This is a genomic window from Bradyrhizobium sp. 23, from assembly GCF_023073295.1.
In the GTDB taxonomy this organism is placed as follows: Bacteria; Pseudomonadota; Alphaproteobacteria; order Rhizobiales; family Xanthobacteraceae; genus Bradyrhizobium; species Bradyrhizobium canariense_D.
This window is the reverse complement of sequence record NZ_JADPJF010000148.1, coordinates 112,336-124,259: the sequence shown is the minus strand read 5'-3', so window position 1 is coordinate 124,259 and position 11,924 is coordinate 112,336. Positions and strand designations below refer to the sequence as shown.

General features: G+C 64.1%; 12 protein-coding genes and 1 pseudogene. 8 read left to right on the top strand and 5 right to left on the bottom strand.

The genetic code is table 11. The features are described from left to right. Window positions 1-158, top strand: a pseudogene (locus IVB32_RS33920) (sensor histidine kinase); the annotation flags it as partial. A 13-nt stretch (window positions 159-171) separates the two neighbouring features. Then, window positions 172-1,308, top strand: a complete 1,137-nt coding sequence (locus IVB32_RS33915; protein WP_247300288.1) for a mandelate racemase/muconate lactonizing enzyme family protein — start codon at window positions 172-174, stop codon at window positions 1,306-1,308. Here IVB32_RS33915 and IVB32_RS33910 read toward each other — a convergent pair. Both IVB32_RS33910 and IVB32_RS33905 read right to left on the bottom strand, forming a co-directional pair. Then, window positions 1,305-2,036, bottom strand: coding sequence for a cytochrome c biogenesis protein CcdA (locus tag IVB32_RS33910; RefSeq protein ID WP_204510575.1), 732 nt, complete (start codon window positions 2,034-2,036; stop codon window positions 1,305-1,307). The genes IVB32_RS33915 and IVB32_RS33910 overlap by 4 nt on opposite strands. A 206-nt stretch (window positions 2,037-2,242) precedes the next feature. Further along, window positions 2,243-2,509: a hypothetical protein gene (locus tag IVB32_RS33905; RefSeq protein ID WP_007593979.1), complete on the bottom strand. Its 267-nt coding sequence runs from the start codon at window positions 2,507-2,509 to the stop codon at window positions 2,243-2,245. Window positions 2,510-3,023: 514 nt separating this feature from the next. Between IVB32_RS33905 and IVB32_RS33900 the strand changes: the two genes are divergently transcribed. The 5 genes from IVB32_RS33900 (at window position 3,024) to IVB32_RS33880 (ending at window position 7,594) form a co-directional block, all read left to right on the top strand. Further along, entirely contained in the window at window positions 3,024-4,070 is a 1,047-nt protein-coding gene (locus tag IVB32_RS33900; RefSeq protein WP_231188740.1) for a LysR family transcriptional regulator, read from the top strand. Window positions 4,071-4,099: 29 nt separating this feature from the next. Further along, window positions 4,100-4,471 carry a helix-turn-helix transcriptional regulator gene (locus tag IVB32_RS33895; RefSeq protein WP_026233304.1) on the top strand — a complete coding sequence of 124 codons (372 nt, stop codon included), beginning with the start codon at window positions 4,100-4,102 and terminating at the stop codon, window positions 4,469-4,471. A 375-nt stretch (window positions 4,472-4,846) separates the two neighbouring features. Next, on the top strand, window positions 4,847-6,196 hold the full coding sequence (locus tag IVB32_RS33890; RefSeq protein ID WP_247300290.1) for a L,D-transpeptidase family protein: 1,350 nt from the start codon (window positions 4,847-4,849) through the stop codon (window positions 6,194-6,196). A gap of 111 nt (window positions 6,197-6,307) precedes the next feature. Further along, the gene (locus IVB32_RS33885; protein WP_018457114.1) at window positions 6,308-7,129 is read left to right on the top strand and encodes an enoyl-CoA hydratase; all 822 of its coding nucleotides are present in this window, start codon (window positions 6,308-6,310) and stop codon (window positions 7,127-7,129) included. 180 nt (window positions 7,130-7,309) lie between these two features. Further along, entirely contained in the window at window positions 7,310-7,594 is a 285-nt protein-coding gene (locus tag IVB32_RS33880; protein ID WP_085352111.1) for a hypothetical protein, read from the top strand. A 33-nt stretch (window positions 7,595-7,627) separates the two neighbouring features. On the opposite strand, the gene IVB32_RS33875 is transcribed toward IVB32_RS33880, so the two are convergent. From IVB32_RS33875 to IVB32_RS33865, 3 genes are all read right to left on the bottom strand, one after another. After that, the gene (locus tag IVB32_RS33875; RefSeq protein ID WP_085362255.1) at window positions 7,628-8,707 is read right to left on the bottom strand and encodes an isocitrate/isopropylmalate dehydrogenase family protein; all 1,080 of its coding nucleotides are present in this window, start codon (window positions 8,705-8,707) and stop codon (window positions 7,628-7,630) included. 127 nt (window positions 8,708-8,834) lie between these two features. Continuing rightward, the gene (locus IVB32_RS33870; protein ID WP_018457117.1) at window positions 8,835-9,902 is read right to left on the bottom strand and encodes an alcohol dehydrogenase; all 1,068 of its coding nucleotides are present in this window, start codon (window positions 9,900-9,902) and stop codon (window positions 8,835-8,837) included. A gap of 184 nt (window positions 9,903-10,086) precedes the next feature. After that, window positions 10,087-11,283: a CoA transferase gene (locus IVB32_RS33865; RefSeq protein ID WP_085352108.1), complete on the bottom strand. Its 1,197-nt coding sequence runs from the start codon at window positions 11,281-11,283 to the stop codon at window positions 10,087-10,089. Window positions 11,284-11,505: 222 nt separating this feature from the next. On the opposite strand from IVB32_RS33865, the gene IVB32_RS33860 reads away from it, so the two are divergent. Then, window positions 11,506-11,924 (top strand): glycogen/starch synthase (locus IVB32_RS33860; protein ID WP_247412816.1); only part of this gene is annotated, 419 nt, incomplete at its 3' end.

Here is an 11,924-nt window from a genome sequence, read left to right as displayed (position 1 = left end):
TCGGCGGACCGCCGGTGACGGCGCCGGTGCAACGCGGCTTCGGCTCGCGCCTGATCGAGCGCAGCGCGCGCGACCAGCTCGGCGGCGAGGCAACGGTCGACTTCCTGCCCCGCGGCGTGGTCTGCACGGTGATTTGCGCGCTGGACGAGGCGCGATGAACGGAGGCCGGCAATGAAGATCACTAGGGTTCGCACGCACATTCTCGAAGCAAAGCTGTCGCAGCCCTTTGCCTATTCGCGCGCCTGGTACGACACGCGCACCGCAATGCTGGTCGAGATCGAGACCGACAATGGTCTTATCGGATGGGGCGAATGCTACGGTCCGGCACGCATGACGGCGGCGGTAGTTCGCAGCATCGAACCATGGCTGATCGGCGAGGATCCGTTGGGCACCGACGTGCTATGGCAGATGGTCTACGCGCGCTTGCGCGATCACGGCCAGAAGGGCGTCGTGATCCAGGGAATGAGCGGCATCGACATCGCGCTATGGGACATCAAGGGCAAGCATTTTGGCGTACCCGTGCATCAGCTTCTCGGCGGCGCCGCGCGCAAGCAGGTTGCCGCCTACGCAACCGGTCTCTACCGGCGCAAGTCAGGCGATCCGCTGACCTATCTGTCGGAGGAAGCGGCGGGTTATGCCGCCGAGGGATTCCGTGCCGTGAAGTTGAAGGTCGGTTTCGGCATCGCCGAAGATGCCGCAATCACCCGCGCGGTGCGCGAGGCGATCGGCCCCGATGTCGCGCTGATGGTCGATGCGAACCACGCCTATGACGCGGTCGCGGCGATCCGGCTCGGCCGCCTGATCGAGCGCCATGACATCGGATGGTTTGAGGAGCCGGTGCCGCCGGAGGATGTCGCGGGCTATCGCGCGGTGAAATCCGCGCTCACGATTCCGGTCGCCGGCGGCGAGTGCGAATTCACGCGCTTCGGCTTCCGCGAGCTGTTCGTCTCGCACGCGCTCGACATCGCCCAGCCCGACACCTGCGCGGCGGGTGGTTTGAGTGAATGCAAGAAGATCGCCGACATGAGTGAGGCGTTCGGCATCCGCTACAATCCGCACGTCTGGGGCACCGGGATTGCGATCGCCGCCTCGCTCCAGCTCCTCGCGGTGCTGCCCTCGCAAACGCCGACTTCGCTGTCACCGCTCGAGCCGATGCTGGAATTCGACCGCACTGAACATCCGATCCGGCAGGCGATTTTGCAGGACCCGATCGAGCATGCGAGCGGCGTCGTGCGGGTGCCCGAGGGGCCGGGCCTCGGTATCGAGATCGACCGCGCCGCGCTAGCGCGCTTTGATGCGGAGGCCTAACCGATCGTCTGCAACGTCGGAAACGTCTCCAGCAGCCAGATGCTCACGTTCGAGACCGCGCCGGTGAGGAATCCAATACCGGTGATCACCATCAGGACGCCCATGGCACGCTCGACATTGACGAGATGGCCCTTCATGCGCGCGAACAGGGTGGAAAACTGCTCGATCATCAGGGCAGCGATCAGGAAGGGAATGCCGAGCCCGGCCGAATAGACCGCGAGCAGGCCGGCGCCTCTCGTCACTGTCGCTTCGGCGGCGGCGACCGAGAGGATCGCGGCGAGGATCGGGCCGATACAAGGTGTCCAGCCAAAGGCAAAGGCCAGCCCCATCACATAAGCGCCCCAGAGGCCGACGGGCTTGGGCGCGGTCAAGCGTCCCTCGCGCATCAACAGGCCGATGCGCGTCAGGCCGAGGAAGTGCAGGCCCATGACGATGATGACGATGCCGGCGAGGATCGAGAGTTCGGCCGACCAGGCCCGGATCAGCGCCCCGATCAGCGAGGCGCTGGCGCCGAGCGCCACGAACACCGTGGAGAAGCCGAGCACGAACAGGAGTGCCGACATCATGATGGCGCGTTTGGAGGCCGATGCGGGCTCTTCGCTTTCGACATGCTCGATCGTCGCGCCCGTCAGATAGATCAGGTAGGGCGGGACCAGCGGCAGGACGCACGGGGAGAGGAAGCTGACGAGGCCGGCAATCAGCGCCGCCGGGATCGAAACATTTTGCATGATGCAGTCGGAACCATCTCTGGCGCCGATGCGGCGCGCGGGGAATGCGCGCGGCCCGGAGCCGAACCGGCTCTGGTGTAGCCGATGCCAGCGAATGCGCAACAGAGGCGCACAAAACCAGGGCTCCTCCCGATGCCGTCTGTGATCACAGATGCGGCACCGGGACACGCACAAATCTCGCCAAAAAGCGAAACTCGGCGGCGCGGCTACTTCACCACGCGGAGCAGCGGACGCCGGGGCTGGTCCTGCGTCTGCTTGGAAGGGGGCTGCGGTTCGTTCGTGGCCGTCCGCAGCATTTCGTCGCACAGCGCCTTGAGATCGGCACTGTCAATTCCTTTGAGCTTCATCCGCACGTCCAGGATGACAATGGACAGCAGCTCGGCCGACTCACGGCTATTGCTCTCGTTGAGCACCCTGCGGCACTCTTCGAGCGTTTCCAGCACCGACTGCAACTGTTCGTCTGAATGCGACACGGCGTTCTTTCCGCTAATTCGGCCTGTGAGACGTGGTTGTGACGACCCCTTTGGCCCCCATGGAGCGTCGAGGATAACACGAGGCCGCTACGCCCCCGAACATGATTTCAGTGTGTTTCTGCCTTGAAACCGCGGTTCCGGCGCGTATCGCGTCGCGCCGCCGGCCGTCGAAACGCTCAGTCGTAAAGCGCTCGATCGTAAAACGCTCGCTCGTAAAACGCCTGGCGTGCTGCAATTGATCCACCGCGGAAGGCACCTGCTCTCGCGCAAGGACGTTCATTGCGGACAATGCCGACAATCCCGCAGGCAAGTCACGGCTCACAACGGAACTCACGCCACACCCCTCATACGGGCGATGGTTTGCCCGATTCCTAGCCCTTGTTCCTAGGCTTGGCAGCACCCGAATACCACCTGCGGCGTAGTAAGGATGACGTTCAAAACTCGTCGTTCCCCAACCCGCCGTGGTTGTGGTTTGCCCGAGATTCTGCCAGTTTAGCGACCCGAAGGGACTTGTATGCACTCCTTGGCGGAAAGGGGCGTTCCTCTGGAGGAACGCCCAAAGACAAACGTCAGCGGCCTCTCGGACTGGGATGCGGCGCGCATTTTCCTGGAAGTTGTCCGATGCGGAAGTTTCCGCTCGGCGGCCGAGCGCCTGTCGCTGTCGATCAACGCCGTTCGCCGCCGGATCGATGATTTCGAACGCCAGACCGGCACCACGTTGTTCACCCGCGACGTCCACGGCACCCGTCTGACCGACGAAGGCGCGCTGGTGGTCTCCGCCGTCGAGCAAATGGAGGCGGCTGCCTTCGACGTGCTGCGCACCAGCGATTCGACGGCGAACGCCCTGTCCGGCGAGGTCCGCGTCGCCGTCACCGAGGGACTTGGCACATTCTGGCTCGCCCCGCGACTGGTCGAATTCCAGCAGACCTATCCGAAGATCCTGGTCGATCTGCATTGCGCGATGCGTTCGGCCGACGTCTCCCGCCATGAGGCCGACGTCGCCATTCACCTGTCGCGGCCTTCGGCGCTCGACGTCAAGCTGGTGCGGCTCGGCCGCATGCATCTGATGTTCTGGGCCTCCGAGAAATACATTTCGAAACATGGCGCGCCGCGCTCGGCGATGGAGTTGATCAAGCACCGCCTGGTGCTGCAGTTCGCCGACCAGCTTGCTGCCAAGCAAACTTTCGAGAGCTTCTTCCCCGGCGTTCCGGAACGTGACCTTCTGGTCATGAAGACCAACGTCTCGAGCGCCAACTACTGGGCGGTCGCGAATGGCGCCGGAATCGGCGTGTTTCCGAGCTACGCCATTGCGCTTGGCGGGAAGTTGATTCCACTGGAGGTCGAGCTGAACAGACCGCTGGATATCTGGTTGTCCTACCATCCCGGTAGCGGCCGGATTCCGCGCGTACGACACATGATTGACTGGCTGATCGAAGCCTTCAATCCGGCGCGTTTCCCGTGGTTTAAGGAAGAGTTCGTGCACCCGCATGAATTCAAGGACGAGTATATGGGCGAACCCCTGACCCAGCTCTTCGGGGGGTTTTCAACCGAAGACCGATGAGAAAAAAGATGAAGACAGCGGCGAAGAGAATGAAGCAGCGCAGTGCCGGCAAGCCGGACATTGAGCTGGGCAAGCGAATCCGTCTACGGCGCGTCGAGATGAAGGTCTCGCAGGCCGAGCTCGGCGAGAAGCTCGGCGTCAGTTTCCAGCAGGTCCAGAAGTACGAGAAGGGCGTCAATCGCGTCGGCGCGGCCCGGCTTCAGCAGATCGCCACCGCCCTCGATGTGCCCGTGACCTTCTTCTATGACGGCGACAACAAGGCGCGCGAAGTCGAGAGCCTGCTCTTCCTGGACTCGGCCTTCAGCCTCCGCCTGCTGCGCGCCTACAGCAAGATCAAGGACCAGACGGTGCAGCGTCAGCTCGTCTCGCTGATGGAATCGATCGCGGCGAACGAAGCCTGAGCCGATCGGCATTCGTGCCTTTCTGCCCGATGTTCAATCCGCCGCGCCACGGGGCGCGGCTGGATTGGACGAGATCCGGACGAGATATCTCCGGCCGCGCGCTCGCGCGGACTTCTCGGGGCGGCATGACCGCCCCTTTTTGTTGACCATTTTTCCCGCCGTCGCCCGCGGTTTGCGCGAACCCATTCCGGCCCTCTCGCGACCCAATCCAGAGACCGCGTGCCTTGCGCATGGGGCTCGCGATGCGCCGTGCTTAAGGGAGCCGCAACCGGGAGGCGCTAGCCTCCCGCCGATTTCTCGAATCAGCCCGACGAACCGGGAATTGCCGATGCGAGCGCCTGTCCGGGCCTCGCTCTCATAGGGAAGATGGGACACATGTCGAAGCGCCATGCGATAATCATTGCCGTCGGCATGCTTGCGAGCGCCTCTGCGCTTGCTCAGACCGAGACCATTGGACAGGCCGGGCCCAAGCCGGCGACTGCGGCTGGCACGGTGCCGGCCATCGCCAATCCGGCCCACGCAGCCGCACCGAAAACCGCCGCGCCGGCGGCCGCATCTACGGCGGAGAGCCGTTCGGCCGCAGCGCTCGCGCTGACGCATGAGCCGACCTATGACGAAGGCTCCGCCCAGCGCATCAAGGATGCGGCGCTGAGCTATTCCGATCTGGCCGTGCGCGGCGGCTGGCCGACGATCCCGGCGGACGCCAAATTCGCGCCCGGCGCCCAGGGCGCCAATGACGATCTCCTGCGCAAGCGGCTGATCGTCTCCGGCGATCTTTCCGCCGACAAGGCGAGCGGCGCCTTCGACCAGGATCTCGCCGACGCCGTGAAACGCTTCCAGGCCCGCCACGGCCTCGCGCCGACCGGAACGATGACGCCGCGCACGATCGCGGCGATGAACGTGCCGGTGCAGAAGCGCATCCGGCAGCTGGAGGCTTCGCTGCAGCGGCTCGAGAACATGAATTTCGGCTTCGGCCAGCGCTATGTCGTGGTCAACATCCCCGCCGCCTTTGCCGAAGCGGTCGAGAACGACGTCGTGGTAAGGCGCTATCGCGTGATCGTCGGCAAGACCGAAAAGCCCTCGCCGACGCTGACGGCCCAGATCAGCAGCGTCGTCCTCAATCCGACCTGGACGGTGCCCTCCTCGATCGCCAAGACCGAGATCTCCGCGCATATGCGCAAGGATCCCAGCTATCTGTCGCGCATGCACATGGAGGTGCTCGACGCCCACGACAATCCGATCGACCCGAATTCGGTTGACTGGTCGGGCACCCATACGCCGAATTTCACCGTGCGCCAGCACAACGGCACGTTCAACGCGCTCGGCGCGGTCAAGATCGACATGCCGAATTCCTATTCGGTCTACATGCACGACACCAACCAGCGCAATCTGTTCAGCGATGATTACCGCTTCGATTCCCACGGCTGCTCGCGCGTCGACAATGTGCGCGATCTCGCCGCCTGGCTGCTGAAGGACCAGCCGAAATGGAGCCGCGCCGCGATCGACGCGGAGATCGCCAGCGGCCAGCATCTCGACGTCGCCATGGCGAAGAAGGTGCCGGTGGCCTGGATCTACCTCACGGCGTGGATGACCAAGGACCAGACCGTCCAGTTCCGCAACGACGTCTATCACCAGGACGAGCAGTTGCTGGAGGCGACCGCCGAAGAGGCGGCCTTCTTCAGCAATGCCGGCAGCCACCCGCTGACCGCGCACATGACCAGATAGATCGCGCCATGCAATCGCGGCACAGGCGGCTGCAAAGCCAGGTCCGTTGTCGCGGTTGACCCTGGCCTCGCCCCGGCCGAACATTGCGCCTCGCCAACGAAAGCGCCCGCGATGTCCGACATGTCCAGCACGACCGAAATTCCCTACGCCGACGGCAAGATCCTCAAGCACACAGCCAGTGGCGTCGGCGTGATCACGTTCAACAATCCCGACAAGCGCAACGCGATGTCGCTGGAGATGTGGGAGGGATTTGGCGAGGCGCTGACCGCCTTACGCGATGACGCTGCCGTGCGCGTCGTGATCCTGCGCGGCGGCGGTGGCAAGGCATTCGTGTCGGGCGCCGACATCAGCCAGTTCGAGAAGACGCGCCATAACGCCGCCGCTTCCGAGGAATACGCAAAACGCAGCGCCGCCCAGCGCGCGCTGCTCGCCGATTATCCCAAGCCAACGATTGCCTGCATCCAGGGTTTTTGTCTCGGCGGCGGCATGCAGGTGGCGATGCTCGCCGACATCCGCATCGCCTCCCATGGCAGCCAGTTCGGCATTCCCGCGGCGAAGCTCGGCATCGCTTATGGCTATGACGGCTTGCGGCACTTGGTGTCGCTGGTTGGCCCGTCCTGGGCACGGCTCCTGATGTATACGGGCATGCGCATCGATGCGTCGGAAGCGCTGCGCATCGGGTTGGTCGAGCGCGTGCTTCCGGAGGATCAGCTCTGGGGCGAGACCATGGCCATCGCCGAGACGATCTCGCAAAATGCGCCGCTCGCGATCAAGGCCGCCAAGCTCACCATCGCGCAAGTGTTGAAGGACGAAAGCGCGCGCGACATGGACGCGATCAGGGCGGTCGGCACGGCCTGTATGGACAGCGTGGATTTTCGCGAGGGCCGGCAGGCCTTCATGGAGAAGCGCAAGCCGCAGTTCCAAGGACAGTGATTCCGTCGCCAGCGAGCAAAATGAAACAATCCAGAGTGCCTCTGCCTGCTTGGCTCTTCGCGATGACGGCGGGCAAACTGAACATGCATTCAGGAAGATTAAATTCCCACGGCCCCGCAACACCATAGCAACCAGCTGATTTGCTGGAAGTTCTCTCGCCATCAAACGAGGGAGATTGCGATGAAACTGAAATTTGCTGTTGTTGGTCTGGCTGCCCTGGGCGGCGCCGCTCTCGCATCAGGACAGGCACTCGCAGCGATGCCGAACGGCATTCCGCAGGCCGACCGTATCGCGAGCGGCCCGGCAGCCGACGTCGATCAGGTGCGCTGGGTCTGCAACCCCTGGGGTCGCTGCTTCTGGCGTCCGAATTATTACGGCGCCTACGGTTTTTACGGCGGCCCGCGACGCTTCTACGGCGGCCGTCCGTGGGGCTGGGGCGGCCACCGCCACTGGCGTCGCTGGTGAATTGCGAGGGGCCGCGAGGCCTCTCTTCCTTGACTACAGCGCCGCAAGCACCGCCTTCGTGATGTCGGCGGTTCCGTTGCGGCCACCAAATTCCATCGGCTTGAGACCGTCGGCATAGACCTTGTCCACCGCACGCTCGATGGTCTCGCCGGCCTCGGCCGCTCCTTCGACGCCGTGCTTGTCGGCGAGCCAGTCCAGCATCATTGCAGCCGACAGGATCATCCCGGTGGGATTGGCTTTGCCCTGCCCCATGATGTCGGGCGCGGTGCCGTGGCACGGCTGGAACACGGCGTATTTGTCGCCGATGTCGGCCGACGGCGCCATGCCCAGGCCGCCGATCAGGCTCGCGGTGATGTCGGAGACGATGTCGCCGAACATGTTCTCCATCACCATCACGTCGAAATCCCAGGGACGCTTCACCAGCATCGCCGAGCAGGCGTCGACATAGAGCCGGTCGGTCTTCACCTCCGGATGACGCTTGGCGATCTCGTCGAAGATGCCGCGGAAGAACGCAAAGGCCTTGAACACGTTCGCCTTGTCGACGCAGGCCAGCGCGCCGGGCTTGCCGCGCGCCTTGCGCCGCTCGGCGAGACGAAACGAGAACTCGAACAGGCGCTCGGACGTCTTGCGCGTGATCAGCATGGTCTCGCGCGCCTCCTCATGGGTGACGACGCCCTTGCCCATCGAGGCGAACAGGCCTTCGGTGGACTCCCTGATCACGACGAGATCGATGCCGCGCTGGTCGGCGCCGACGATCGGGCTCGGCACGCCCGGAATGAGCCGCGCCGGGCGCACACCGGCATAGAGATCGAAGATGAAGCGCAGCTCGATCTGCGGCGCGATCTCGGTGTTGTCAGGATAGCGCACCGACGGCAGGCCGCAGGCGCCGAGCAGGATCGCGTCCGCCTCCTCGCACAGCTTGATGGTGGTGTCCGGCATCGACTTGCCGGCGGCGAGATAATGATTGGCGCCCGCCGGCGCCTCGGTGAAGCGAAAGCTCAGGCCGGATTTCGTCTCGATCTTGCGCAGGACTTCGATGGCCGGCGCCATGACTTCGGGACCGATGCCGTCACCGGCAAGCACGGCAATGTGGAAGGCGTTATTTGCGGACATCGGTTTCCTACTCTCTCCAACGTCATGCCCGGGATCGTCCCGGGCATCCACGCCTCGATACCAACTCCATGGCAAGACGTGGATGGTCGGGTCAAGCCCGACCATGACGACAAACTAGCAGCGTTGGTTACGGCGTCAGCACCGTGCGGCCAACCACCGCGCCCTGCTGCAGCTGCACCAGCGCGTCGTTGGCCTTGGCGAGCGGCTGCCGCGTCACGGGGATCGGCGCTATGTTCTTCGCTCGCACGAGGTCGAGCAGCTCCTGCGTCTCGCGCAAATTGCCGACATAGCTGCCCTGGATCGTCACCGCCTTGATCGGAATCAGCGGCAGCGCCCAGGTCGCACCGCCGCCGAACAGGCCGACGAGGACGAGCTTGCCGCCCTTGGTCAGGCAGTCGAAGCCGAGTTGCGTGGTGGCGGCGTTTCCGACGAGATCGAGCACGGCGCGGATGGGACCACCGGCTTTCTTGGCAAGCTGCTCCAGCGCGTCGGGCGCCTTGGGATCGACGGTCGCGAGCGCGCCGGCTTGCTCCGCCGCTTCGCGTTTCTTCGCGTCGATGTCGACCATGATCGCGCCCTTGCCGCCCATCGCCTTCAGCAGCGACAGTGCCATCAGGCCAAGTCCGCCGGCGCCGAACATCACGATCGGCGTGTCGAAGTGCTGCTCGAGCTTCTTCAGCGCGCTGTAGGTCGTGACGCCCGAGCAGGCGTAGGGTGCAGCCGACGCGGGATCGAGGCCTTTGAGGTTGAGCAAATAGCGCGGATGCGGCACCAGCATGTGGTCGGAATAGCCGCCGTCGCAATAGACGCCGAGCGAGCGCGGCGTCAGGCACATGTTCTCGTCACCGGCGAGACAGGTCGCGCATTTGCCGCAACCGATCCAGGGATAGACCAACCCGACATCGCCGATCTTCACGTCGCCCTGGTCCGACGACTTCACGTCCGGGCCGAAGGCGAGCACCTCGCCGACCGTCTCGTGCCCCATGGTCAGCGGCAGGTTGATGCCGCGGTCCTTCAGCGAGAGCGGCTTGCGGCCGTGGCCGAGATCGTAGCCGCCTTCCCAAATGTGAAGGTCGCTATGGCAGACGCCGGCGGCCTTCACCTTGATCAGCACCTGCGTGCCGGACGGTTGCGGCGTGGCCTCGTCGAACTCCTGCAGCGGCGCCTTGAAATCGGCGACCTTGAAACTTTTCATTGGCGTCCTCTCGGATATTTTTGTTGTCGTCGCCACCATGGCATGGGCGGCAGGACGAGACAAACTCGGACCTGTCTAATTTAGGCTGACGGATGATGGCAAGCCGGCCACGCGCAACGCCGCATTGCTTGCCACAGCGTGGTATCCGTCAGACTTCCCGTGAGACTTGCCGTCAGCCTTGCCCTCAGCCTTGCACGGCTGTTTTGCCTGACGGAATTGGCGCATTGTCGGTGAGCCCGATCTCCGCGCGCAGTCCGTCCGTGTGCTCGCCAAGAACGGCTATCGTCTTGCCCGGTGTTGTATCAGCACCGGTCATCCGGAACGGCAGATTGAGGACCTGGAACGAGCCGCCTTCATCCTCGACAGACGAGAGCGCCTCTCGGTGCGCGAGCTGCGGATCGGCCAGTGCTTCGGACACAGTGCGGTAGGCCGAGGCCGGCACGCCGGCCGCACCTAACGCGACAAGACAGACATCGGTCGAGAGCTGCCGCGACCAGGCCTCGACACCGTCCATCAAGTCGGCCCAATGATCGCGACGCGCGGCGTAGGTGGAGAAGCGCGGATCGGAGATCCATTCGGGGCGGCCGATCACTCCCATCAGTCCCTGAAACGTCTTCTCGCTGGCAACCGTGATCATGACATAACCGCTCGCCGTCTCGGTCGGCCCGAACATCGGGCGCGGCGGCGGCTTCACGGTGAACTGCGAGTTCTGCAACTCGATCAATGTCAGCGTCAGCATCGATTCCAGCATGGAAACGTCGATATGCTGGCCGAGCCCAGTCAGGGTGCGCTGGTAGAGCGCCGACGCGATCGCGCCGAACCCGTAGGTGCCGGTGACGACGTCGGCATGGTAGATGCCGCAATAATCCGGGCGGCTGCGGCCGGGCTGATAGGCGAGATGCGCCATGTCGTAGCCCGAGGCTGCATGGATCACCGGCGCATAGGCCGGCAGCTCGGCCGACGGGCCGCTCTGGCCGTAGCCGGAGATCGAGCAGTAGATCAACTTCGGGTTGACCGTGCGTATTCTGTCATAGTCGAGCCGCAGCCGATGCATCACGCCCGGGCGGAAGTTCTCGACCAGGATGTCGGCAGTCGCGGCCAGCCGGCGGACCGCCTCCTTGCCGTCCTCGGACTTGAGGTCGAGCACGACGCTCTTCTTGCCGACGTTGAGCTGGCCGAACACGGTGCTGCAGCCCTTGCGCAGCGGCGGCCGGGTCCGCATCGTCTCGCCGCCGTCGGTCTCGATCTTGATGACCTCGGCGCCCATGTCGGCGAGCATCCGCGCACAATGGGGACCGGCGATGGTGGTCGAAAAATCCAGGACCCTAAGGCCGGCGAAGGCCTTTGGCGTGGTCCCCTCATGCTTATCTGATAGCTGCATGCCTGCTTGCGTCCTTGAGTCACTTAGGAACTTATCGAAGTTCTCTGTTGTTGGTGCGCCGACCCTAGAGGGCGGCCGCTGAGTAGGAAAGTCTTTACCGAACAGACACGTCTCGCGGGCGGGTTTGGGAATTCCAGGGCAACTGGACCCGTTCTTGCATAGCAGCAATCGGGCTCCGGCAGAGGGCAGCAGTTCTTGAGGGTCTTGTTCGTTACGACAGAAATGGACGACTTTGTCCGCGTCGGCGGACTTGGAGCCGTTTCCGCTGCACTCCCCCGAGCCCTTCGTCCTTTCGCCGACATCCGGATCATGTTGCCCGGCTATCGCGACATCATCGAACAACTCACGCATATTCAGGTCGTTGGCCGCTGTCCGGCGTTCGCGGAGATGCCGGCCTGCTCGCTCGGCCGCGCCGCGACCAAGGACGGCCTGCCGGTCTATGTGCTGTTGTGCTCGCAACTCTACGACCGGCCCGGCAACCCCTATGGCGACGAGTCCGGGCGCGACTGGCCCGATAACGACATCCGTTTCGCGCGCTTTGCCTCGGCCGCCGCTGAGCTGGCGATGGGCACGCTGGACAAGGATTGGGCAGCAGACCTGATCCACGCCAATGACTGGCAGGCTTCGCTCGTGCCGGCCTA